Annotated in this window: 17 protein-coding genes; 5 read left to right on the forward strand and 12 right to left on the reverse strand. The window is 69.1% G+C overall.

Features of this window, described 5'->3' with window-relative positions:
* Window positions 1–65 precede the first annotated feature (65 nt).
* Window positions 66–2,981, reverse strand: a complete 2,916-nt coding sequence (locus tag ACSMXV_RS34400; protein WP_473175012.1) for a glycoside hydrolase family 48 protein — start codon at window positions 2,979–2,981, stop codon at window positions 66–68.
* Between the two features lie 257 nt (window positions 2,982–3,238).
* Between ACSMXV_RS34400 and ACSMXV_RS34405 the strand changes: the two genes are divergently transcribed.
* From ACSMXV_RS34405 to ACSMXV_RS34415, 3 genes are all read left to right on the forward strand, one after another.
* Window positions 3,239–4,753, forward strand: coding sequence for a cellulase family glycosylhydrolase (locus ACSMXV_RS34405; protein WP_473175013.1), 1,515 nt, complete (start codon window positions 3,239–3,241; stop codon window positions 4,751–4,753).
* A 13-nt stretch (window positions 4,754–4,766) separates the two neighbouring features.
* Entirely contained in the window at window positions 4,767–6,482 is a 1,716-nt protein-coding gene (locus ACSMXV_RS34410) for a glycoside hydrolase family 6 protein (RefSeq protein WP_473175014.1), read from the forward strand.
* A 310-nt stretch (window positions 6,483–6,792) separates the two neighbouring features.
* Window positions 6,793–7,317 (forward strand): hypothetical protein, encoded by a 525-nt coding sequence (locus tag ACSMXV_RS34415; protein ID WP_473175015.1) that lies wholly within the window; start codon window positions 6,793–6,795, stop codon window positions 7,315–7,317.
* 72 nt (window positions 7,318–7,389) lie between these two features.
* Here the strand turns inward: ACSMXV_RS34415 and ACSMXV_RS34420 are convergent, their stop codons facing one another.
* The 7 genes from ACSMXV_RS34420 to ACSMXV_RS34450 all read right to left on the reverse strand — a co-directional run bounded on the left by ACSMXV_RS34420 (window position 7,390) and on the right by ACSMXV_RS34450 (window position 17,049).
* Window positions 7,390–8,226, reverse strand: a complete 837-nt coding sequence (locus ACSMXV_RS34420; protein WP_473175016.1) for an aldo/keto reductase — start codon at window positions 8,224–8,226, stop codon at window positions 7,390–7,392.
* A 334-nt stretch (window positions 8,227–8,560) separates the two neighbouring features.
* Window positions 8,561–9,337 (reverse strand): ABC transporter ATP-binding protein, encoded by a 777-nt coding sequence (locus ACSMXV_RS34425; protein ID WP_473175017.1) that lies wholly within the window; start codon window positions 9,335–9,337, stop codon window positions 8,561–8,563.
* Window positions 9,334–12,141 (reverse strand): ABC transporter permease subunit, encoded by a 2,808-nt coding sequence (locus tag ACSMXV_RS34430; RefSeq protein WP_473175018.1) that lies wholly within the window; start codon window positions 12,139–12,141, stop codon window positions 9,334–9,336. The genes ACSMXV_RS34425 and ACSMXV_RS34430 overlap by 4 nt, the downstream gene beginning before the upstream one ends.
* A gap of 31 nt (window positions 12,142–12,172) precedes the next feature.
* Window positions 12,173–13,432 (reverse strand): ABC transporter substrate-binding protein, encoded by a 1,260-nt coding sequence (locus tag ACSMXV_RS34435; protein ID WP_473175019.1) that lies wholly within the window; start codon window positions 13,430–13,432, stop codon window positions 12,173–12,175.
* Between the two features lie 119 nt (window positions 13,433–13,551).
* Window positions 13,552–15,378 (reverse strand): AMP-dependent synthetase/ligase, encoded by a 1,827-nt coding sequence (locus ACSMXV_RS34440; RefSeq protein ID WP_473175020.1) that lies wholly within the window; start codon window positions 15,376–15,378, stop codon window positions 13,552–13,554.
* Window positions 15,379–15,628: 250 nt separating this feature from the next.
* Window positions 15,629–16,093 carry an SRPBCC family protein gene (locus ACSMXV_RS34445; protein ID WP_473175021.1) on the reverse strand — a complete coding sequence of 155 codons (465 nt, stop codon included), beginning with the start codon at window positions 16,091–16,093 and terminating at the stop codon, window positions 15,629–15,631.
* Window positions 16,094–16,176: 83 nt separating this feature from the next.
* Window positions 16,177–17,049 (reverse strand): LysR substrate-binding domain-containing protein, encoded by an 873-nt coding sequence (locus tag ACSMXV_RS34450; protein WP_473179158.1) that lies wholly within the window; start codon window positions 17,047–17,049, stop codon window positions 16,177–16,179.
* A 164-nt stretch (window positions 17,050–17,213) separates the two neighbouring features.
* On the opposite strand from ACSMXV_RS34450, the gene ACSMXV_RS34455 reads away from it, so the two are divergent.
* The gene (locus tag ACSMXV_RS34455) at window positions 17,214–18,260 is read left to right on the forward strand and encodes a bile acid:sodium symporter family protein (RefSeq protein WP_473175022.1); all 1,047 of its coding nucleotides are present in this window, start codon (window positions 17,214–17,216) and stop codon (window positions 18,258–18,260) included.
* 201 nt (window positions 18,261–18,461) lie between these two features.
* Window positions 18,462–19,400 (forward strand): sulfotransferase family protein, encoded by a 939-nt coding sequence (locus ACSMXV_RS34460; protein WP_473175023.1) that lies wholly within the window; start codon window positions 18,462–18,464, stop codon window positions 19,398–19,400.
* Window positions 19,401–19,700: 300 nt separating this feature from the next.
* On the opposite strand, the gene ACSMXV_RS34465 is transcribed toward ACSMXV_RS34460, so the two are convergent.
* The 4 genes from ACSMXV_RS34465 to ACSMXV_RS34480 form a co-directional block, all read right to left on the reverse strand.
* Window positions 19,701–21,161, reverse strand: a complete 1,461-nt coding sequence (locus ACSMXV_RS34465; protein WP_473175024.1) for a GH1 family beta-glucosidase — start codon at window positions 21,159–21,161, stop codon at window positions 19,701–19,703.
* An 85-nt stretch (window positions 21,162–21,246) separates the two neighbouring features.
* On the reverse strand, window positions 21,247–22,176 hold the full coding sequence (locus tag ACSMXV_RS34470; RefSeq protein WP_473175025.1) for a carbohydrate ABC transporter permease: 930 nt from the start codon (window positions 22,174–22,176) through the stop codon (window positions 21,247–21,249).
* A 13-nt stretch (window positions 22,177–22,189) separates the two neighbouring features.
* A complete protein-coding gene (locus ACSMXV_RS34475; protein ID WP_473175026.1) occupies window positions 22,190–23,185 on the reverse strand; it encodes a carbohydrate ABC transporter permease in 996 nt (331 codons plus the stop codon).
* Between the two features lie 101 nt (window positions 23,186–23,286).
* Window positions 23,287–24,597 carry an ABC transporter substrate-binding protein gene (locus ACSMXV_RS34480; protein ID WP_473175027.1) on the reverse strand — a complete coding sequence of 437 codons (1,311 nt, stop codon included), beginning with the start codon at window positions 24,595–24,597 and terminating at the stop codon, window positions 23,287–23,289.
* Between the last annotated feature and the right edge of the window lie 164 nt (window positions 24,598–24,761).

A 24,761-nucleotide genomic window follows, 5' to 3' on the forward strand; every position in this document is an offset into this window, starting at 1 on the left:
GGAGACGCGACCGGGCGGGCCCCGGGGAGGGGGCCCGCCCGGCGGGTACGCGGAGCGGCGGGGGACTATTCGAGGAGCTCCGCATACGAGCCCATGGCGAGGGCAATGTCCGCCTGGGCCCAGAACCGGTGGTACGTGAAGGTGGGCGCGGCACCGCCCGCCAGGTAGGACTCGATCTTCGACCAGGCCGGGTCGTCCTCGTAGAAGGAACGGATCGAGGCGAAGGTCGACGACGAGTCGATCGTGTCGCCGTTCGGCATGGTGCCGGTCCAGCCGCTCGGGACGTACACGGCGTCGTCGAAGCGGTTGTAGTCGGCGCGGGTCTCCGGGACGGCGATGCCCAGCGCGTCCTGGTTGTTCTCCCACATGCCGTCGAGCAGCGCCTTCGCCGTCGTCTTCGCCTCCGTGTCACCGGACTTGGCGGCGTAGTACGTCAGGGTCTTGGCGTACGCGGCGGTCACGCCCACGTCGTTGGTGTAGTCCGCGACGGTGACGTGAAGGTCCGTGTTCTCGGCGGGACTCGACGGGTTCCAGGTCTCCGGGGCACCCGACCACCGCAGGGTGTTCGGCACCTGGAACGAACCGTCCGGGTTGACGGTCGTCTCCGACAGCGCCCAGTCGACCCACTTGTCGAGGACGCCCTTGGCCTGCGCGTCACCCGTCTCGTGGTAGTACTCGGCGACCCGCTCCATCGACCACGCCTGGAAACCGAACCACTGGTTGGACGGCGGGTCGTGGTAGACGGGCTTCTCGTCGTAGTACATGCCGTAGAACGTGGGCGTACCGGCCGGCGGGGTCGCGTAACGGCCCTGCCAGCTGTTGGTCGCGCCGCCCGCGATGGCACCCTCGGCGGACTGCAGCCACTCGTAGAACTCGAGCTGCCGGTCCAGACTGGTCGCCCAGTCGGACTGGCCCGTCGCCGACTTCGGCTTGAGCGCGTCGTACGAGCTCAGCGCGTAGGCCGCCATCGGGTTCTGGTAACCGCCGTGCGCATGGCTGGAGCCGATGCGCCAGGACCAGCCGGCCGACGTGTCGGTGGCACCGCCCCAGGCGTAGTACCAGGACATCAGGTAGTGCGAGCTGTTCTTGCCGGTGCCCGCGGGGCAGGCGGACGGGCCCACGCAGTCGCCGACTTTCTTGAAGTACTTGTCGTACATGGCGTAGCGCAGGTAGTCGCCCATCTTGGCGGCCTTGCCGACGGTCGCCGACACCTCACCGCCCTTGCCCTGCTCCTTGGCCCACAGGTCGGCCCAGTACGCGGCCTGCACGGCACGCGCGTCGGCGTCGGGGGCGTTGGTGAACTTCCACTGCTTGGCGTACGAGGCGTCGCCCGTGAACAGGTCGAGGTAGCCGTTGTCGCCGCCGTAGGTGAAGTTGTCACAGGTCGGGTGGGTGACGGTCTCCCAGACGGACTCCTGCGGGCCGCGCTGGAAGGTGTTGATGTACGACGGCCCGGTGTCGGACGGACCGGCCGAGCACTTGCCGGGCGCGTTGCCGTATCCGTAGACGTTGTCGACGTCCTGGATCCAGTGCATGCCGTAGATGTCGTCCGTGCCGTACGCGCTCTTCAGTTCGGCGGCGATCGGGTCGGAGCCCGACGTGACCGAGGAGTCGAGCTTCGCAGGGTACTGCGACGGCTGATCCCACTCCGGCGCGTAGGTGGCCGGCTTGGAGGCGCTGTAGAAGGAGTTCGTCGGCTGGTCGGCGTGCGTGGGGATCATGTACTTCTCCATGATCTCCCAGGCACCGTTGAACTTGGTCCAGTCGCCGGTGATCTTCCCGTACATCGCCTGCAGCCAGATCAGATAGCTGTACGCCTCCGAGGTCGTCTCATGGCCGTGGTCCGGCGCCTCGACGATCAGGGTCTCGACCGAGTGGTACGGGATGCCCTCCGGCGAGAAGTAGCCGTTCGCCGGGTTGGTGATCTTCCCGTACAGGTCGAGGAAGCGGGCGTCGTACGCCTTGCTGGCGGCCAGCTGCGTCACGGTGACCTCGGCCTCGGCGTGACCGGGCGCGGACACTGTGAACGTCGCGGCACCCGTGCCCGACGAGTCGGCGCTGATCGTCACCTTCTGGGCTGTGCTCCAGTTCGACGGCGTGAAGGTGAGGCTAGCCCCCTCGGTGACCGACAGGCCCGAGTTGCCCTCGGTGCGTGCCACCGACACCGTCACGTTCGAGGACGGCTCGGTCGACAGCTTCACCTCGAAGGACCCCGACTTGCCCTGCTGGACGCCCAGTTGGGTGGGCGAGGCGACGACGGCCGGTCCCTCGGCGACCGTGATGCCCACCGGCGTGGACTCCGCGGCCGCGCCGAGGCTGTCGTACGCCTTGGCGTACAGCGAGTGGTTGCCTGCCGCCAGACCGTCCGCGTCGTACGTGTACGGCGCGGTCGTGTCCGTGCCCAGCAACTCCGTGTCGTCGTAGAACTCGATCTTCTCGATGTCGGCACCGTCGGCGGCCGCGGCGGTCGCGGCCATGGGCACGGTGTCCCCCTCGCTGAAGATCGCGCCCGCCTCCGGGCTGGTCAGCACGGTCACCGGCGGCTGATGGGCGCCCGCGCACGTCGTGCCGTTGATGGCGAAGCTCGACGGCGCGGCGTTGGTGCCGCTGTAGGTGAACTGGGCGCCGGTGGAGATGGCGGCCCCTGCGGCGATCTTCGCGTTGAAGGACTCGTTCTTGACGGTGACGGTCTTGCCGGACTGCGACCAGATCCCGCTCCAGCCGTTGGTCAGCTTCTGATCACCGGTGTAGTCGTAGGTCAGGGTCCAGCCGTCGATCGCCTCGGTGCCCCGGTTGGTGACCGTCAGCTCGGCGGTGAAGCCGGAGCCCCAGTCGTTCGTCGTGTAGTCGACGCTGCACTGCACGGCCGCCGCCTGTGCGGGGCTCTGGCCGGTGGCCACCGTCGTCAAGGGAATGGCTAGAGCCGCCACCACGGCGGTCCATAACCGCCGCGCGGCGCGGCGTCTCCTTCTCTGGTGCATGCGCTGGTTTCTCCTTGCGGCTCGAAACAACAGGGGGGTGGCGCAACAAGCTTTGAACCAGTGGGAGCGCTCCCATATTGGGGAGAGGGGCTGGAGGGGTCAAGGTTCTTGAAGAGTCGAACTGTTTCGATGGATGAAGAAACTAACTCCCCTGGTTTTTACCGCCACTTGGCGCTAGCTTCTTACGCACCAGTGGGAGCGGTTCCATCAGTCGACGCGTCCGTCACGGACGACGCACGATCTGTAAGGAGTCGCTCATGCGACACCCCCCGCGATTATCCGCACTGCTCATCTCGGCCGGGCTGGCCCTGGTGGGCACCGCGGTGGCACCCGTGGTCACGGCGTCCGGGGCCGAACCCGTCTGCACGGTCGAGTACGAGACCGTGGGGCAGTGGGACGGCGGCTTCCAGGGAGCCGTCACCCTCACCAACAACGGTCCGTCGGTGAGCAGTTGGGAGCTCACCTTCGACTTCGCCGACGGCCAGAAGGTCACCCAGGGCTGGAACGCCAAGTGGTCCCAGTCCGGCACGACCGCCACGGCGGCCAACGAGAGCTACAACGGCTCGCTCGGCACGGGCGCGAGCACGAGTGCCGGCTTCCTCGCCTCCTTGTCGGGGGGCAACACCGCGCCCACCACGTTCAAGCTGAACGGCACCACCTGCAATGTGGACTCCGAGCCCGATCCCACGGATCCACCGACCGATCCACCGACAGATCCACCGACAGATCCCCCGACCGATCCGCCGGACCCTGAGGACGGGCCGCCCGCCCTCAAGGTCTCCGGCAACAAGCTCGTGGACGCGAACGGGGCGACCCGCCGCATGCTCGGCGTCAACCGCTCCGGCGGCGAGTTCATGTGCGTCCAGGGATACGGCATCTGGGACGGCCCGGTCGACGACGCCTCCGTCAAGGCGATCGCCGACTGGAACGTGAACACCGTCCGCATCCCGCTCAACGAGGAGTGCTGGCTGGGCCTGGACAACATCAAGCCCGAGTACGCCGGCGCCAACTACATCAACGCCGTGAAGGAGTTGGTGGAGCGAGTCAAGGCGCACGGCATGACGCCGGTCGTGGAACTGCACTGGTCGTGGGGCCAGTACACCGGCAACTCGGCCGGCTGCTCCGACGTGCACGCCAGCTGCCAGAAGCCGATGCCCAGCATGCAGTACACCCCGTCCTTCTGGGCCTCGGTCGCGAACACCTTCAAGGACGACAAGGCCGTCGTCTTCGACCTGTTCAACGAGCCGTACGCGGACCGTGCCACCTCCACCGCCGAGCAGGCCTGGACCTGCTGGCGCGACGGCGGCACGTGCCCCGGCATCGGCTACGAGGTCGCGGGCATGCAGGACCTGGTCGACGCCGTCCGGGACACGGGCGCCACCAACCTGATCCTGGCGGGCGGCCTCGCCTACTCCAACGACCTCAGCCAGTGGCTGACGTACAAGCCGACCGACCCGGCGGGCAATCTCGCCGCCGCCTGGCACGTGTACAACTTCAACACCTGCGCCAACGAGAGCTGCTGGAACTCCACGCTCGCTCCGGTCGCCGCCGAAGTCCCGCTCGTCGCGGGCGAGATCGGCGAGAACACCTGCGCGCACTCGTTCATCGACCGCGTCATGCAGTGGTTCGACGACCGGGGCCAGTCCTACCTGGGCTGGACCTGGAACACCTGGAACTGCAACTCGGGCCCCGCCCTGATCAGCAACTACGACGGTACTCCGACGTCGTTCGGCATCGGGCTGCGCGATCACCTGCGCGCCCTCGAGGGATAAAGGAAACCCGCACATGAGTCGCAAGAGAACAGCACTACTGGCCTCGCTCGCCCTGGTCGCAGGGGCTACGGGCAGCGCCCTGACGCTGGCGGACGTCGCCACGGCCGCCGTCCCCTGCACCGTCGACTACAAGGTGCAGAACCAGTGGGACACCGGCTTCACCACCGCCGTCACGATCACCAATCACGGCGCCGCCAAGTCGTCGTGGTCCCTGGGGTGGACGTTCGCCGGCAACCAGAAGGTCACCAACGGCTGGAACGCCCAGCTCAGCCAGAGCGGTGCCGCCGTCACGGCGAAGAACGAGAGCTACAACGGGTCGCTGGCCACCGGTGGTTCGATCAGCTTCGGCTTCAACGGCACCTACACCGGCACCAACGCCCTGCCCACCACCTTCACGCTCGACGGTGTCACTTGTAACGTCGACGACGGCGGCAGTGAGCCCACGGACCCGCCCACGGATCCGCCGACGGAGCCCGGTGAGCGCGTGGACAACCCGTACTCCGGGGCCAAGGTGTACGTGAACCCCGAGTGGTCCGCGAAGGCCGCCGCCGAGCCGGGCGGCGACCGGATCGCCAACCAGCCCACCGGTGTGTGGCTCGACCGGACCGCCGCCATCAACGGCGTCAACGGTGGCATGGGCCTGCGCGACCACCTCGACGCGGCGCTGGAGCAGAAGGGCTCCGACGAGATGGTCGTCCAGCTCGTCATCTACAACCTGCCCGGCCGCGACTGCGCGGCGCTCGCCTCCAACGGCGAGCTCAAGCCCGACGAGATCGACAAGTACAAGACGCAGTACATCGACCCGATCGCCGCGATCCTCGCCGACGAGAAGTACGCGGACCTTCGCATCGTCACGACGGTGGAGATCGACTCGCTGCCGAACCTCGTCACGAACACCGGCAGCCGGGAGACGGCCACGCCGCAGTGCGACACGATGCTGGCGAACGGCAACTACATCAAGGGCGTCGGCTACGCCCTGAACAAGCTCGGTGACGTCCCCAACGTCTACAACTACGTCGACGCCGGGCACCACGGCTGGATCGGCTGGGACAGCAACTTCACCCCGTCCGCGGAGATGTTCAAGAAGGCCGCCACCGCCGAGGGTGCCACGGTCGACGACGTCCACGGCTTCATCGCCAACACCGCCAACTACAGCGCCCTGAAGGAGGAGAACTTCAAGATCACCGACACGGTGGCGGGCAAGTCGGTCCGCGAGTCCAACTGGGTCGACTGGAACCAGTACACGGACGAGCTGTCCTTCTCCCAGGCCCTGCGTGAAGAGCTCGTCTCGGTCGGCTTCAACTCCGGCATCGGCATGCTGATCGACACCTCGCGCAACGGCTGGGGCGGCGCGGACCGGCCCACCGGACCGGGCGCGACCACCGACGTCGACACCTACGTCGACGGCGGCCGCTACGACCGCCGCCTCAACCCCGGCAACTGGTGCAACCAGTCCGGCGCCGGCCTCGGCGAACGCCCGCAGGCCTCGCCCGAGCCCGGTATCGACGCCTACGTGTGGATGAAGCCCCCGGGCGAGTCCGACGGCGCGAGCAAGCAGATCGACAACGAGGAGGGCAAGGGCTTCGACCGGATGTGCGACCCGACGTACGAGGGGAACGCCCGTAACGGATACAACATGTCCGGTGCCCTCGGGGACGCGCCCCTGTCCGGGCACTGGTTCTCCGCCCAGTTCCAGGAGCTCATGAAGAACGCGTACCCGGCGCTGTGACGCCAGGTCCGCCGGTGCCGGCCCCACGGCCGGCCCCGGCGGACCACCTCCAGGGCACGGCGCGACAACACTTCCGGGGCCCGGCGGACCACCTCCCACCGCCGGGCCCCCGAGGCATGCTCCAGCCCAGGCTCCCCAGGGAAGCGTGAACCCGACAGGACCAGCGGCGCCGGATGCCGGGACCGCCGTCCGGCTGAATTCACGCGACCGAGCAGTCGATCCCCGGGCCGCGCTGTCGCACCCACCGCCCGGTGGGCCCTGATGCTCGGCCTCGCATCCGATCCGTTTCCGGTGTGAGGAGTCGAGTCTCATGAAAATCCGTACGGCTGCGGCGGTGATCGCGACGCTGGGGGCCCTGAGCGCTCCGGCGACCATCCCATCGGCCTCGGCAGCCACGGCGAAGTCTGATCTGTTCGGCGACCTGACCGTGAGCACCTGCAATGTCAGCGGGGCCGGTACCGACGACGCGGTGTCCGTCCGGCTCCACAGCTTCAACGGCATGACCACGGACTGGCAGGTGCTGGACGGCGCCTTCGAGCCGGGCAGCCGCGAGGTTTTCGACCTCGCCGAACTGCCCGCCGGCTGGGATCTGACCTCCGCTGTCGAGTTCAGCAAGGTGGGCCCGGACGACTGGTGTCTGAGGTCGGCCAGGCTCGGCCTCAACGGCGGCGGCTGGCGACCGGGACCGCTGAAGGCCCGTTCCTTCCCCTTCTGGGGGTCGCCGTACAGGTGGATCGGGGACAACCTGCCCCCCGGAGCCCACACGCAGCCCGATGGCAGGGTGTACATCTACTCCTACCCGACCCTGACCGTGAGCTGGCCCCGTCTGCGCTGATCCACCGGACCAGCGGACGTGACAAGGGTGTGGCCGCCCGGGAGCCGGGCGGCCACACCCCTGTCCGCGGGCTCAGGAGTAGTCGAACGTCGCCGGGTCCGGGCCCAGCCGGCGCTCCTCGTTCAGGGCGCTGATCGCGGCGAGGTCCTCGACGTCCAGCTCGAAGTCGTAGACCTCGATGTTCTCCTTGATCCGGGACGGCGTCACAGACTTGGGGATCACGACGTTGCCGAGCTGGATGTGCCAGCGCAGCACGATCTGCGCGGGCGTACGGCCGTGCTTCTGGGCGATCGCGATGATCGCCGGGACCTCGAGGAGGCCCTTGCCCTGACCCAGCGGCGACCAGGCCTCCGTGGCGATGCCCTGCTCCGCGTGGTACTCACGGGCCGCCCGCTGCTGCAGGTGCGGGTGCAGCTCGATCTGGTTGACGGCCGGGATCACGGACGTCGCGTCGATCAGCCGCTCCAGGTGCTCCGGCAGGAAGTTGGACGTGCCGATGGACTTGACGCGGCCGTCGGCGAGGAGCTTCTCGAAGGCCTTGTACGTGTCGATGTACTGGTCCCGGGCGGGCAGCGGCCAGTGGATCAGATACAGGTCGACATAGTCGAGACCGAGCTTCTCGAGGGAGACGTCGAAGGCGCGCAGCGTCGAGTCGTAGCCCTGGTCGCTGTTCCAGAGCTTGGTGGTGATGAAGAGGTCCTTGCGGGGGATGCCGGACGCGGCGATCGCCTTGCCCGTGCCCTCCTCGTTGCCGTAGATCGCGGCGGTGTCGATGCTGCGGTACCCGGTCTCCAGCGCCGTGGCGACGGCCTGCTCGGCCTCGTCGTCCGGCACCTGCCAGACGCCGTAACCCAGCTGCGGCATCTCGATGCCGTTGTTGAGGATGATCGGGGGGACCTTGCTGCTCACGAGCTCTCGATCCTTTGTCGTCGGGTGGTACTTCCATCGTCAACGATCACGGGTGGCGGTGCATTCCTGGATCAGGGTCCGGTCGTGCGGTTGTTCCAGTGGGCCCCGTGGCCGTTGGGGGAGCCGCGAGAATTCGGCGGAAACGGCTTCGATTCTATCGGCCCGGGCCGGGCGATTGATCGGGTCCTGACATATGGCCAGGTCACAGGGTCCCGTGCCCGGTCACCGGTGTCAGGGCAGCGCCGCAGTGCCGGCTCCCCGGTGCCCCGTCACCGTGGCAGTGCCGGCTCGCCAGTGTCCAGTCACCGCCGCAGTGCCGCCTCGCCGGTGTCGGTCACTGGGCCGACGCGCCGAGATAGGCGTCGCGTACGGCGGGATCCGCCCTGACGTCCGCGGCGGGGCCCTCCGCCAGCACGGAACCCAGGTCGAGGACGACGACGCGGGCGCACAGCTCCATCACGAAGGCGACATTGTGCTCGACGAGAAGGACCGCGCAGCCTTCGTCGTCCGCGAGACGCCTGATCACCGAGGCCAGATGACGCCGCTCGTCCGCCGCCATCCCCGACGCGGGCTCGTCGAGCAGCAGCACCCTCGGCGGATCGGCCACGGCACGGGCCAGCTCGACCATCCGCGCCTGGCCGACGGGCAGGCCGCCCGCGTACGACTCGGTCAGATCGTCGAGCCCGCAGACGGCCAGCACGTCGGCCGCACGTTGCCTCCGTGCCGCCTCCCGCGTACGCCGGGTAGGCGCCCCCGCCAGATCGGCGACGAGCCCGCCACCGCCACCCCGCCACTCCTGCGCGACCAGCAGATTGTCGGCGACCGTCAGCTGCCCGAAGAGCTGCTGCCGCTGGAATGTGCGCCGCATGCCGTGCCGCGCGCGCCACACCGGGGAGCGGCGCGTGATGTCCGTTCCGTCGAGCAGGATCCGGCCCTCGTCCGGACGGCGGATGCCGGACAGGACGTCGAAGAGGGTCGTCTTACCGGCCCCGTTCGGGCCGATGAGTCCGCACACCTCGCCGGCCCGCAGCGTTACGCCCACCCCGGCCAGGGCCCGGACACCACCGAACCGGACGCCGATACCGGAGGCCTCGAGGACGTGGTCGCTCATGGCTGCACCACTCCTCGTGTAGGCGATGCCTGGGGCCCCGGCGCCGGTCCCTGAGGTTCGGGCGCCTGTGCCGGGAAGTGCGTCCCGGGCGCCGCTATACCGAGGTACGCCTCGGTCAGCCGGTCCGTCTGTACCTGGTCGCGCGGGCCGCACCAGGACACCCGGCCCTGGGCGAGATACGCCACGGTGTCGGCGATGCCGAGGACCTCCGCCGCCTTCTCCTCGACGAGCAGCAGCGCCGTTCCCGCCTCCCGCAACTCCGCGAGCAGCCGGAACACCTCCTCGACCACACGTGGCGCCAGCCCCAGGGACGGCTCGTCCGCGATCAGCACCTTCGGCGGGCGCAGAAGCAGCGGCGCGAGGGCCAGCATCTGCTGCTCCCCGCCCGACAGCGAGCCTGCCACGAGGCGCCGCCGCGCCGCGAGACCCGCGAACCGCTCGTACACGGCGTCCCGTTCGTCCTTACCGGTCAGCCGGAGGGCGAGGTTCTCCTCGATGGTGAGATTCGGGAAGATGCCGCGCCCCTCGGGCGCCAGCACGACCCCGCCCCGCGAACGCCGTACGGCGCCCTCACGTGTGGCGTCGCGCCCGCCGACGTACACCGCACCCGCACTCGGCGCGAGCAGCCCGGCGGCGACCTTGCAGGTGGTGGACTTGCCGGCCCCGTTCGGGCCGAGCACCGCGAGGATCTCACCGGGCCGTACGGCGAGATCGACGCCGTGGAGCACCGGGGCACCGTCGTAACCGGCGCGAACGCTGCGCAGTTCGAGAGCTATTTCAGCTCGTCTGGGGGCACCTCCCGGACGAAGTCTGGGGGAGTTCGAGGACGAGCCCGAAGGGCGATCCGGGGTCTGGGGCGGAGCCCCGGTCACAGGATGGGGCGGGCTGGTGGAGGCGGCCGCCCGCCTGCGGTGCAACCGCACCGGCAGCGCCGCGCAGTACCCGTCCGGGTCGTTCGCCAGGGCCAGGCCCGCCAGGCCGAAGAGGATCACCGGGAGGTGCACGGACTCGGTGACGTAGTCCGACACCAGATGGGGGACGAGTGCGAAGACGAGGCCCGCGACCACCGCGAACTGTGGCCTGCGCACGCCCGCCGCGACCACTACGGCGAGCCAGATCAATCCGGTCATCGCCGTGAAGTCGGTCGCGGTGATCCGGGTGTTGTACGACGCGTACATCACGCCGCCGAAGCCCGCGAGCCCCGCCGACAGCGTGAAGAGCAGCAGCTTCGTACGGACCACGGAGACGCCGGACGCCATGGCGGCCGCGGGCGCCGAGCGCACCGCGAGCATCGCGCGGCCTGACGGCGAGCTGCGAAGCGCGCTCAGGCTCGCCACCACAGCCGTGACGAGCACGAGCATCGCCACGCCCATGGCCCGGTCGTCGTTGAGGTCCACCGGACCGAACACCGGCCGCGGGATCTCCCAGCCGGTGTCGCCGTTCCTCAACCAGCCCATCTGGAACAGCACCTGGTCGGCCAGGAAGGCAAGCGCCAGCGTGGCCAGGGCGAGGGAGCGGCCGCCGAGCCGGAGCGCCGGCAGCGCCACCAGCGCGCCGAGCAGCGCGGCAGCGCAGGTGCCGGCCAGTGCGGCTGCGGCGAAGGGCCATCCGTGGCTCATCAGCAGCCCCGCCACCAGCGCCGCGCCCGTCACGAACGTCGCCTGCGCCAGCGACACCATCGCGCCGAGGCCCGTCACCACCGTGAACGAGATGAAGACCAGCGAGATCGCGAGGCCTTGGGCGAGGATGCCGCTCCAGAAAGGAGTCGTGACGGTGTAGAAGGCGAGCGCGAGCAGCACGGCGGCCACCGCCCACGGCCCCCAGCGCCTCGCCCATGACCGGCCCGCGAGATAGTCGATCGGCGGCGCGTCGGAGGCCGCCGTGCCCGCCGTACGCTGCCGTCGCGTCAGGAACAGCAGCCCGGCGAAGAGGATCAGGAACGGCACCGCGGTACGAAATCCGGTGATGCCGTCGGCGAAGGACGCGTACCCCGCGACGAGGTTCTGCAGCACACCGAGACCCAGGCCGCCCGCGAAGGCGAGCGGGATCGACGCGAACCGGCCGAGCACCGCCGCCGTCGCGGAGACGAACAGGAACAGCGTGAAGTCGTGCGCCGACAGGCCAAGCAGGGGAGTGGCGAGCACTCCGGCGAGGCCCGCGAGCGCCGACGACAGCATCCACGCCACCGACGACAGCCGGTCCGCGCTCATCCCCCGCAGCTCCACGAGCGTCCGGTTGTCGACCGCGGCCCGCAGCTTCAGCCCCAGCGGTGTGTGGCGCATCAGCACCCACAGCCCGACCGCCACCACCGCCGTGCACACCCAGGTGATCAGCTGGTCGGAGTCGACCCCGACCCCGTCCACGAGCTGCCACGACGTGGCCGGGCTCGGTCCCACGCCCGGCAGCCCGAACTGGTTCTCGGCGGGTTTCACCGGCGCGCCCGCGTCCTCCAGCAGCTCCACCACCCACAGGCCAAGAGCGGGCAGCGCGACGAGTAGACCGATCGTCGCCACGATCTGCGCGGTCTCGCCGACCCGCGCCAGCTTGCGGAACATCAACCGGTCAAGCCCCCAGCCCAGCGCGGGTGCCACGACGCACACCAGCAGCAACGCCGTCGGCACGGCGGGCCAGCCGAAGCCGGAGTGCAGCTCGTAGAAGGCGAGCGCGCAGAGGTAGGCGGTGGCGCCGTGGGCGAAGTTGAACAGGCCCGACGCCGAGTACGACAGGACCAGGCCCGTGGCGAGCAGCGCGTACAGCGCGCCCGAGACCAGTCCGCTCAGTACGAACCCCAGCAGATCCGACATAGCCTATCCCTCAAGTCCCTGATGTCGACGGCTACTTGAAGGGGATCGGCTCGTAGCACTCGAACGGCGACGACACCTCGTACCTGCCGTCCTTGAGCTGCACCAGCGCCCCGCACCCGAAGGACTCCGTCCGTCCCTTGGGCTCGGCACGGTCGCCGACGAGCGTGCCGGTGTCGGAGAACCCGTTCGCCGCCTTCTGGAAGGACGCGACGGTCAGGTCCTCGCCCGCCTTCTCAGCGATAGCCAGGAAGAGGTCGGCCGACATATAGCCGGTGACCATATGCATATTCAGGGGCACATCCTTACCGGCCGCCTTCCTGATGTCCTCCTTGAACTGCCGCATCTCCGCGGTGTCCTGCTCGAACGGCTGGAAGGACAGCAGCACGTGCACTCCGTCCAGCGCCTTCCTCGTCGCGCTCTTCGCCAGCAACCCCGGGTCGTAGTCGGTCGGATCGGTGATCACGCCCTTGTACCCGGTGCGCTTGATCGCCGTGAAAAGCCCGATGTTGTACGGCGTCTGCATCACGGAGACCACGGCATCAGGCGCCTTGCCGGCGTCGCTGCGCAGGATCTCCTTCGTGTACGCGGACCAGTCGCTGGGCACCGAGGTCGCGGGCACCGCCGCCTTGGCGTACGTCACCTCGTAACCCGCCGACGTGAAGCTCTGGCTGTAGGTGCGGATGGCGAAGTTGCCCGCGTCGTTGTCGGTGGCGAGGATCGCCACGCTCTTGCCCTTGGAGCCGCCCATCACGTCCTTCAGCCCCTCCGGCCACGTCTGGGAGATCGTGCCGCCGGGCGAGGGCACCATGCAGCCGCCGAAACCGTAGATGTACGTGGGCCCGCAGAACGACGGGAGCGTGCCCCAGCCGAACGTGGGAACCTTCTGTTTCTGCAGGAAGTCCGCGCCCGAGAAGGTGACCGAGCTCATCGGGACGACGGCGAACACCTTGTCCTGCTGGACGAGTTTGCGTGCCGCCGCCAGGTTCTTGGCGGGGTCCTGTCCGTCGTCCTCAGCGCCCAGGTACTCGATCTTCCGGCCGCCCACACCGCCCTCCGCGTTGGCGCGGTCGAAGCGGGCCTTCGCGCCCAGGTCGGTGTCCTTCTTGCTGTAGCCGCTGGCGGTCGTCATGGAGACGATCCCGCCGACCTTGATGGAGTCGTCGGTCACTCCGCGTATGGAACCGGTCTTGCCGTCCCCGGATCCGGAACCGCTGGTGGCGGCCGAGTTGCAGGCGGTGGCGAGCAGCAGCGCGGCGGCCGCTGCGGCGAGGGTGCGGATGGGTCGCAACACGTCGGTCCCCTCCTCGTCAGGGTGACCGAAATTGTGTGTGCGACCTGACGAGGCGTCAATAACTGACGCATCGGTAATTGATGAACCGTCAGAACTTACGAGAGCCCGTCGGCCGGGGATCACGCGTGGTACAGCGCCTCGACCTCCGTCGCGTACGCCTGCTCGATCGCCTTCCGCTTCAGCTTCAGCGAGGGGGTGAGCAGACCGTGCTCCTCGGTGAACTGGTGGGCCAGTATCCGGAAGGTCCGGATGGACTCCGCCTGCGAGACCAGCGTGTTGGCGGCCACGACCGCACGCCGCACCTCGGTCTCCAGGTCGGTGTCGTGCACCAGATCGGCCGGCTTCGGCGTCGGCTTGCCGCGCATCTGCAGCCAGTGCTCCACGGCTTCCGCATCGAGAGTGACAAGGGCGGCGATGTACGGGCGGTCGTTGCCGACGAGGATGCACTGCGCGACCAGCGGATGGTCGCGGACCCGCTCCTCCAGGACGGCCGGGGACACGCTCTTGCCGCTGGAGGTCACCAGGATCTCCTTCTTGCGGCCGCTGATCGTGAGGTAGCCGTCCTCGTCGAGCGAGCCCAGGTCGCCGGTGGCCAGCCAACCGTCGTGCAGGGTCGCGTCGGTGGCCTTGGGGTCGTTGAGGTATCCCTGGAAGATCTGCCCGCCGTGCAGCCACACCTCGCCGTCGTCCGCGATGTGTACGGTCGTCCCCGGAATCGGCAGACCGACCGTGCCGTAGCGGGTGCGCTCGGGCGGGTTGGCGGTCGCGGCCGCGGTCGACTCCGTCAGCCCGTACCCCTCGTAGATGAGGACGCCCGCGCCCGCGAAGAACAGTCCGAGCCTCCGGTCCATCGCCGAGCCGCCGGACATGGCGTGCCGCACCCGGCCGCCCATCGCGTTGCGCACCTTGGAGTAGACGAGCTTGTCGAAGAGCTGGTGCTGCATGCGCAGGGCGGCGGACGGGCCCGGCCCTGTGCCGAAGGCCTTGGCCTCGACGGCGTCCGCGTACCGCACGGCGACGTCGACCGCCTTGTCGAACGCCCCTGCCTTGCCGTCCTTCTCGGCCTTGCGCCGGGCAGCGTTGAACACCTTCTCGAAGATGTACGGCACGGCCAGGATGAACGTCGGCCTGAAGGCGGCCAGGTCGGGCAGCAGGGCGGCCGCGTTGAGCTGCGGCTGGTGTCCGAGTTTGACCCGGCCGCGGATCGCCGCGACCTCCACCATGCGGCCGAAGACGTGCGCGAGCGGCAGGAACAGCAGAGTGACCGCCTCGTCGCCGCGCTTGGAGTGGAACACCGGCTCCCAGCGCTCGATCACCGTGTCGGCCTCGAACATGAAGTTCCCGTGGGTGATCACACACCCCTTGGGGCGGCCGGTGGTGCCCGAGGTGTAGATGACGGTCGCGACGGACTCCGGGGTGACTGCGCGGCGGTGCCGGTGCACCACGTCGTCGTCGATGTGCGCCCCGGCTTCGTACAACTCCTGCACCGCGTCCTCGTCGAGCTGCCACAGGCGGTGCAGCTGGGGCAGCCGGTCTATGACCGAGCCGATCGTCATGGCGTGGTCCTCGTGCTCGACCATGGCGGCGGTCACCTGGGCGTCGTGCATCATCCAGAAGACCTGCTCGGCGGAGGACGTGGGGTAGACGGGCACCACCTGGGCACCGATCGTCCACAGCGCGAAGTCGAAGAGCGTCCACTCGTAGCGCGTACGGGACATGATGGCGACGCGGTCCCCGAACCGTACGCCCTGTGCCAGCAGCCCCTTGGCGAGCGCGAGCACCTCGTCGCGGAACTCGCCGGAGGTCACGTCATGCCACTGTCCGTCGTCTCCCTTGCGGCCGAGAGCGATGCGCAGCGGGTCCTCGACGGCATGGTCGAACACGGCGTCGGCCAGGCCGCCCACCGGCGGCGGCAGCGCCAACGGAGGGGTGGTGAACTCGCGCAATGATGCTCCTTGTGACGCTTCGCACAGCGCGGGTGACGGTACCTCACGACGGGAGGCGGCGGGAGGGGTGACGTTTCGCCGGACCGGGCGGCATATGCACAGGTCAGGCTTATAAATGGGGCTACATGGGGGGAGGCCGGGACAGAATCATGACTGCTCGGCGATCTTCGCCGTCGTAATCTCCACGGAATCTGTACGACGCGGTCACGCGAGAGGGCGGCGGGGAATTCCCGAGACCGGCCGGTCACCGTCAGCGCCCGGAACCCTCCACGGCCGCCGCCACATCGGCGAGGTCTTTCGTGACGGCCCTGGCCACCGCCCTGGCGCCGAGTCCGCCGAAGAGCTTGGCGAGCAGGCCGGGGAAACCTCCGGGGGAGGTCGCGGTGAACGTCATCCGCACCGTCGTGGAACCCGGTCCGCTGTCGGACAAGGCGAACTCCGAGACGTAGTGGGTGCCCTGCGATTCGGCCTCGACCACGTAGCGGGACGGCGGCTCGCACGCCGTCACACGCATCTCCTCGGTCGCCTGCTTGCCGAACATCCGTCGCGTCTCGCGCCACCGGGTACCCACGGTGAACGGGCCCTCGGTGAGAACCTCGACCCGGTCCACGCCACTGAGTACCGACGGCATGCCGTCCAGATCCGTGAGCGCCTCCCACACGCGCCCGGCGGATGCGGCGATCCGCCTCTCGACCACCACTCTGGTATCAGTCACGGCAACCTCCTGCTCTCCATGAGAGCAGGAGCCCGCGCCTCCCGCGTCCTCTGGAATCGTTGATCGGCACACCTGACGAACCACTACCGGTCGCCTCCCCGGTGCAGCCGGTCGCCGCCCGCCAGGATCGCCGCCGCCAGCGCGTCCGCCGCGGCCTGTGCGGAGGCCCGCCGCCGGCCGTGGACCAGTACGAAGTCGACCTCGCCCAGCTCCGGCAGGCCCGCCCGGTCCGGGACGCGGACCAGTCCTGGCGGGATCAGGCCACGGGAGTGGGCCATCACGCCGAGCCCGGCGCGGGCCGCCGCGATCAGGCCGTTGAGGCTGCCGCTCGTGCAGACGATGCGCCAGGCGCGGCCCTGCCGCTCAAGCGCTTCGAGAGCGAGGGCGCGGGTGATGCCGGGCGGCGGATACACGATGAGCGGCAGGGGCCGGTCGGGATCGAGGCGCAGCCGCTCCGACCCGATCCACACCAGCTTGTCGTGCCGGACGGTCTCGCCCCGCGGGTCCTCCGGGCGCCGCTTGGCGAGTACGAGATCGAGCTTTCCGGCGGCGAGCTGTTCGTGCAGCGTGCCGGACAGCTCGACCGTCAGCTCCAGATCGACGTCCGGATGGTCGTGGCGGAAGGACTCCAGGATCTCCGTGAGCCGGGTGAGGACGAAGTCCTCGGAGGCGCCGAAGCGCAGCCGGCCGCGCAGCCGCGTACCGGTGAAGAACGCCGACGCCTGCTCGTGGACCTCGAGGATGCGGCGCGCGAAGCCGAGCATCGCCTCGCCGTCCTCCGTCAGCTCCACGGAGTGGGTGTCGCGGCTGAACAGCTGCCGGCCCGTGGCGTCCTCAAGGCGACGCACATGCTGGCTCACCGTGGACTGACGCAGCCCGAGCCTGCGGGCGGCCTGCGTGAAGCTCAGCGTCTGCGCCACCGCCAGGAACGTACGCAGCTGGGACGGGTCGTACACGAGGGCCAGCCTAGCGCTGCTCATCGCAGTACGTGATGACAGTCAGAGCGGTATAGCGGATTCCCGATCACGGTGATCAAGAGCAAGATGGAGAGGGCACGACCCGCCCCCACTGCCTGCACGGCGTAGGGGACCCGCACCGAGCACCGAGAGCATGGAGCACCGTGAAACGCCTGCAGTGGCCGAGCCGGCTGCCGATCGATCCGTACATCCTGGCGTTGCTCGCGACGGTGGCCGTCGCCGCTCTCCTCCCCGCCCGGGGCACCGCCGCCGATGTCGCATCGGGCGCTTCCACGGCCGCCGTGGCGCTGCTGTTCTTCCTCTACGGCGTGCGGCTGTCGACCCGCGAGGCGCTCGACGGACTGCGGCACTGGCGCCTCCACGTCACGATTCTCGCCTCTACGTTCGTCGTCTTTCCGCTGCTGGGGCTCGCGGCCGAGGGACTCGTCCCGTACGTGCTGACACCCGCCCTCTACAGCGGCTTTTTGTTCCTCACGCTCGTCCCGTCGACCGTCCAGTCGTCCATCGCCTTCACGTCGGTCGCGCGCGGCAACGTGCCCGCCGCGATCTGCGCCGGGTCCTTCTCCTCGCTCGCCGGAATCGTCCTGACGCCGCTGCTCGCGGCGGCCCTCCTCGGCGGAACCGGCGGCGGGTTCTCGGCGGACTCGCTGGTGAAGATCGCGCTGCAGCTGCTGGTGCCGTTCCTGGCAGGGCAGTTCCTGCGCCGCTGGATCGGGGCGTTCGTCGCGCGGCACAGGAAGGTCCTCGGGCAGGTGGACCGTGTGTCGATCCTGCTCGTCGTCTACACGGCCTTCAGCGAGGGCATGGTGCAGGGCATCTGGCACCAGGTGACCCCGCTGCGGCTCGCCGCGCTGCTCGGTGTGGAAGCGGTGCTGCTCGCGGTGATGCTCGCGCTCACCTGGTACGGCAGCAAGCGGCTGGGCTTCGATCGGGCCGACCGGATCGCGATCCAGTTCGCCGGCTCCAAGAAGTCCCTGGCCTCCGGGCTTCCCATGGCGAGTGTGCTGTTCGGTGCGCAGGCCTCGCTGGCCGTGCTGCCGCTGATGCTCTTCCATCAGATGCAGCTCATGGTCTGCGCGGTGATCGCGGGGCGCCGGGCTCGCGACGCGGAGGCGGCCGACCCCGTCACGGTTCGGCCGGCGCCCACGGCTGAACGAACCGCGGCCGGTACGGCGACACGTTCCGGCTGATGTGCGGAGGCCGGATACCGCGTCGGCTGATGTGTCGTCGCGGACTGGCCCGGTGTCTGTGTGCGGGATGTGCCGTCTCCGATTTGCCTGTGATTAACCCGGAATTCTCTTCGACCCAATGAGGTGTCCCCGACGGGGGAACGGCTGAGGCGAGAGTGGGCCAGGGGCCGAAAAATCACGATCAGGGAAGGTGGCACCACCGTGCAGGACCCCCGTTGGGATGCCGTACGCAAGGGGTTGCGGCGCAGAGGAAGACTTCTGGGCGAGGCGCTCAAGCCGCCGGCTCCCAAGCCCTCGGCAGCGGCTCAGGCGCGGCCTCTCGACGGGGTTCCCGCCCAACGTGCGCCCCGACCCGAGGGACCGGCGGTGGAACCCGCCCGCCGCCTCGTCGAGTCCCCGGTGTTCCTGCTCTCCCCCGTACGGTCCGGCTCCACGCTGCTTCGGGTGCTGCTCAACAGCCACTCGCGGATCCGCGCCCCGCACGAGATGCACCTGCGCACCCTCCATGTCCGCGAGGACCGCGACTTCACCGTCACCGCCATGCGCGCACTGGGTCTGAACCGCGAGGAGCTCGAGCACATGCTCTGGGACCGCGTGCTGAGCCACGAGCTCGAGCGCAGCGGCAAGGACCTCATCGTCGACAAGACCCCGGCCAACACCCTGATGTGGCCCCGCCTCCGCCGTGCCTGGCCGGAGGCCCGCTACATCTTCCTGATCCGCCACCCGGCAGCCGTCGTGGAGTCGCTCACCGCCCGCCGCCAGGACCCCGACCTGCACGAGATCCACGCCGAGGTCCAGCGGTACGCCGAGCGCCTGGAGCAGGCGCAGGAGGCGCTGGACGGCGTCACGGTCGCGTACGAGGACCTCACCGCCGACCCCGAGCGTGAGACCCGCCGCATATGTACCTACCTGGGGATCGAGTGGGAAGAGGCGATGCTCGACTACGGCTCCCAGGACCACGGCAAGTTCCGGCCTCACATCGGCGACTGGAGCGAGAAGATCCGCTCCGGCCGCATCCAGCCCGCCCGTACCGCCACGGACTGCTCCGGGCTGCCGGAGCGCCTCGTGGAGATCGCCGAAGGGTGGGGGTACGGAGTGTCCGGGGCACAGGGCGTCGAACCCGGGATGCCGCCTGCGTAAGGGGTGTGCTTCGCCCACCGGGCCGCGGCAGCACACGCCGCGAACCAAGTGCCGAGCGGGCCGGATCGGAGGCAGGAGCCAGCCCGCCGCGCACTCCGAGCGACGGGGCGACGGTGGGTCGGAGCGACGGTGCGCTGGTGCGGAGGGCGGCCCTCGGGGCGGCGGTCATGGACCAACCGCCCCGTTCACGCCTGCTGCGCGGGTGCAGTCGTCGCCTGATGCCCGCTGACCGGCCGCCTCAGGCGAACTGGGCGCCTCAGCTGACGGGAGCGTCCGCCGGGCAGGCGGCCCGGAACCCCGTCACCGGGCGTCGTCGTCCGCGGCGCGCAGCCTTCCCGAGCGGGCCACGTCGGCGTACCACCTGGCGCTCGCCTTGGGAATGCGCCTGCCGGTCGGGTAGTCGACGTAGACGGCGCCGAACCGCTTGCTGTAGCCGTAGCCCCACTCGAAATTGTCCAGCAGGGACCACAGGAAGTAGCCGCGGACGTCGACACCCGCCTCGATCGCCCGGTGCACGGCCGTGAGGTGGCCCCGCAGATACGCGATACGGTCCGGGTCGACGACCCGGCCCGCCGGGTCGACGTAGTCGTCGAAGGCCGCGCCGTTCTCGGTGACCATCAGCGGGAGCGCGGGGAAGTCGGCCTTCAGCCGCAGCAACAGGTCGTACAGGCCGCTGGGGTCCACCGCCCAGCCCATAGCCGTCGTGTCGCCCGGCGGGAGGTGGAAGGCCACGTCGTCGGCGCCGGGCCAGGGGCTGTGGTCGCTGCGGCCGTGGCCGTCGGCACCGTGGCTGCCCTCGCCGGTGGCGGCCGACACGAGGGTGGGTGTGTAGTAGTTGACTCCCAGGAAGTCCAGCGGCTGGCGGATCTGGGCGGTGTCTCCGTCGTGCACGAAGGACCAGTCGGTGAGGCGGGCGGTGTCCTTCAGGAGGTCCTCCGGGTAACGGCCTTCCAACTGCGGGCCGGTGAAGATCCGGTTGCCCAGCGCGTCGATGCGGCGGGCCGCCTCCTTGTCCTCCGCGCCGTCGGTGAGGGAGCGGACGTGGTGGAGGTTGAGGGTGATCGACGTCTGTGCGGTGGCGGGGAGTTCCGCACGCAGCGCCTGAACCGCCTTGCCGTGCGCGAGGTTGAGATGGTGCGCCGCACGCAGAGCCGCCACCGGATCGGTGCGTCCGGGCGCGTGCACCCCCGACGCGTATCCGAGAAAGGCGCTGCACCAGGGCTCGTTGAGGGTCGTCCAGGTCCTGACCCGGTCCCCGAGCGCCCGCGCGGCCAGGGTGGCGTACTCGGCGAACCGGTCGGCGGTGACCCGCTCCGGCCAGCCGCCTGCGTCCTCCAGGTCCTGCGGAAGGTCCCAGTGGTAGAGGGTGACGACCGGTTGGATGCCCTTCTCGAGCAGGGCGTCGGTCAGCCGACGGTAGAAGTCGAGCCCCTTTTGGACCGCGGGGCCGCGGCCGGTCGGCTGCACGCGCGACCAGGACAGCGAGAAGCGGTAGGCGCTCACACCGAGGTCGGCCATGATCCGGACGTCCTCGCGCCAGCGGTGGTAGTGGTTGCAGGCCACGTCGCCGGTGTCTCCGTTGCGCACTTTGCCGGGGGTGTGGGAGTAGGTGTCCCAGATGGACGGAGTGCGGCCGTCCTCGGTGGCGGCGCCCTCGATCTGGTATGCGGCAGTCGCGGTGCCCCAGGTGAATCCCAGGGGAAACGTACGGGCGGTGGCGGTCCCCGGGGCGGGCGCGGAACGTCGGGCTGCGGTGGTCACGGAGGTCCTTCCGGATGAGGTGGGGTGGAGCAGGGGAGTCGACGCCCGGGCTGGAGGGCGTCCGTCACGGGGGATCCGGGCGCGCTCAGCCCTTGACCGCGCCCTGCATGATCCCGCCGACGATCTGGCGTCCGAAGACGACGAACATGGCGAGGAGGGGCAAGGTGCCGAGCAGGGCACCGGCCATGATCAGCGACTGGTCGCGTACGTAGCCCGCGCTGAGCTGCGTGAGGGCGACGGGGACCGTCGGGTTGCTCATGTCCAGCACGATGAACGGCCAGAAGAAGTCGTTCCACGCATGCACGAACGTGATCATGAACAGCACGGCCATGGCCGGCCGCGCGACGGGCAGCACGATGCTCCAGAAGATGCGCAGCGAGTGCGCGCCGTCCACGCGCCCCGCCTCGACCAGTTCGTCGGGCAGGGCTTCGGAGAGGTACTGCCGCATGAAGAACACGCCGACTGCGCTGACGAGCGTGGGGAAGATGACGGCGGGCAGCTTCTGCCCCCACCCCAGCTCCGCCATCATCATGAACAGCGGAACGACACCGAGCTGTGGCGGAATCATCATCGTCCCGATCACCAGCATCAGCAGGATGTTGCGGCCCCTGAAGCGCAGCTTGGCGAAGGCGAACCCGGCCAGCGTGGCGAACAGCACGGTGGACAGGGCGATGACCCCGGCCACGATGAGGCTGTTGACCATGGCCTTGCCGAGCGCGGCGTCCTGCCACGCCTTGCCCAGGTTCTCGAACAGATGGGGGCCGGGCAGGAAGGGCGGGGGCGTCTGCGTCACGCGCGTGTTGTCGCTCGACGCCGCCACCATCGTGAAGTAGAGCGGGAAGAGGGAGAACAGTGCGGCCAGGCCGAGCAGCACATAGGCGACGGGCCCCGCGTGGTGCTGGCGGCCGGCCCGCTGGCGCAGCGACAGACGTGGGCGGCGGCCGGACGGCGTGCCGTCGGACGCGGTACGGGTGCGTGCGTCCGCCGTCCGGACCGGGAGGCTGTCAGTAGTCATGGAGGTCTCCTGGTCAGGACCTGCGCGACAGGGCGCGCTTGAGGACTCGCTGGACGACGAAGACGAGGATGAGCAGCAGGAACATGGCCCAGGCGACGGTGGCGGCCCGTCCCATCTGGTAGTTCTTCCAGCCCTCCTCGTACAGCAGCAGGCCAAGCGTCTGGTACTGGTTGTCCGCACCGCCGGTGATGCCGTTGGGGCCCTGGCCGAAGATCAGCGGCTCACCGAAGAGCTGGGTTGCGCCGATCGTGGACAGCACGATGGTGAAGACGATGGTGGAACGGATGCCCGGCACGGTGACCTTGAGGAACTGCTGCCAGCGGGATGCACCGTCGATGGCGGCCGCCTCGTAGCGGTCCTGCGGGATGGCCTGCATGGCCGCGAGGTATAGCAGGGCGTTGTAGCCGGTCCAGCGCCAGATCACGATGGTGGAGATCGCCGTCTGCGCCGCCCACTTGTTGTTCTCCCAGTCGATGTTGTCCACACCGAACGGGCTCAGCATCCAGTTGATCATGCCGAAGTCGCGCTCGAAGAGCATCGTGAACACGAGGGCCGCGGCCCCGACGGAGGTTGCGTACGGAGTCAGGGCCGCGACGCGGAAGAACGTCGAACCGCGCAGCTTGTAGTTGAGTAGATGGGCCAGGCCCAGGGCCATCATCAGCTGCGGCACGGTGGAGATCACACCGATGGTGAAGGTGTTGGCCAGCGCGTTCCAGAAGCGGTCGTCGTGCCACAGCGCCGTGTAGTTGTCGAACGCGACCCACTCCATCAGGTTCAGCGACGACATTTCGACGCGATGGAGTGAGATCCAGGACGTGTAGAGCAGCGGGTAGAAGCTGAAGGCCGCGAAGACCACGAAGAACGGGGCGACGAACGCGTACGGCGCGCCACGCAGGTCGAGGCGGTGCAGCAGGTTCCGCCGACCCTGGCGGTCCCCGCTCGCGCGGTTCCCGGCCGGGGGAGCGGTGCCGGGGGCGCCGCCCTGGGGCGTCGAGGTGGAGATGGCCACCGGAAGGCATCCTTCCTTGGAAGCGGAGGTGGGGCCGAGGCACCCGGCGGCCACGCGGGGTGCGCGGGGGCGCCGGGCGCCTGCGGGAAGGGCGGGACCGCTCAGCCGGCGGCCTTCTCGATGCGTTCGTCAGTGGTCTTCCAGGCCTCTTCCGGGCTCTTGTTCTGCGCCTCGATCAGCGTCAGGCCCTGCGAGAAGATGTCCTTGATGGTGCCGTCCTTGCGGCCGAGCACCTGCTCGTCGGGGATCTCCTGGGCCGCCTCGCCGAAGATCTTGCCGATGGGCGCGCCGCTGAAGTAGTCGGACTTCCCGTCGGCCACTTCGGGCATCTTCAACGCGGCCTCGGACGACGGGAAGTTGCCGAGCTTCTCGAAGATGTAGGCCTGCTGCTCGGGAGCCGTGAGCCAGGCGACGAGTTCCTTCGCCTCCTTCTTGACCGGGCTCTGCTCCATGACGCCGAGGAACGCTCCGCCCCAGTTGGCGCCCTGTGGTGCCTTGGCCACGTCCCACTTGCCCTTGTTCTTCGGCCCGGCCTTCTCGCTGATGTGGGCGAGCATCCAGGCGGGGCACACCGTGCTGGCGAACGTGCTGTTGGCGAGGCCGGGGTCCCAACCGGGCTGGAACTGCCGGAGCTTGGCAGTCAGCCCGGACGTGGCCGCATCGGACGCCAGGCCCCAGGCGTCCTTCACCACCGGGTTCTTCGCGTAGATGAGCTCGCCGCTCTTGTCGTAGAACTGCTGTGAACTGCCGTAGATCATGGCGTTGAAGAGGCCGCTGGAGCTGTCCATGAAGGCGACCTTGCTCTTCGTGTTCTTCTTGAAGCGCTTGCCTGCCTCGACGTACTGCGACCAGCTGCTTTCCCAGAGCTTCGAGACCTCGTCGCGGTCGGTGGGCAGACCGGCCTCCTCGAAGAAGTCCTTGCGGTAGCAGACCGCCATCGGTCCGATGTCCGTGCCGAGCCCGATCACCTTCTTGTCCGGTGCGGTGACCTGGCTGAGCTTCCAGGGCAGGAAGTGGTCGGTTCCGGAGACGTCCGAGAGGTCGACGAACTTGTCCTTCTGCGTGTCGACCAGTTCCTTGGCGCGGCCGATCTCTATGCCCTGGATGTCCTTCAGACCGCTGCCGGCGGCCAGGTGCGTCTGCAGGGCGGTGTAGTAGGTCTGCTCGTCACCGGCGACATCCGCCTTGATGACGACGTCCGGGTGCAGCTTCATGTACTTCTCGAGGAGACCGGTCTCCTTGAAGCCCATGACGCCGAAGAGCCCCATGGTGATGGTGACCTTGCCGTCCTTCCGGCCCCCGCCGGTCCCCGTGTCGCTGCCTCCACTGCAGCCCACGACCATGCCCAGGGCCGTCACAGCCGAGACTGCCCCCACGACTTTTGTACGCAACTGCCTGCGGACCCTGCTCATTCCGTCCTCCTAGCGGCGGCGTCGACGCGCCGGAAATGCAGCCGTACGGCCCGCTCAGCGGCCCGATTTGTCTACTGGGTACGTTCCCAAACGCGGGTGGGAACGTGCCCACCAAGTGGTTCGAAGCGTCGCCGCCACTCAACGCCCCTGTCAAGAAGTTGAAC

This window comes from Streptomyces sp. DSM 42067, assembly GCF_055792885.1.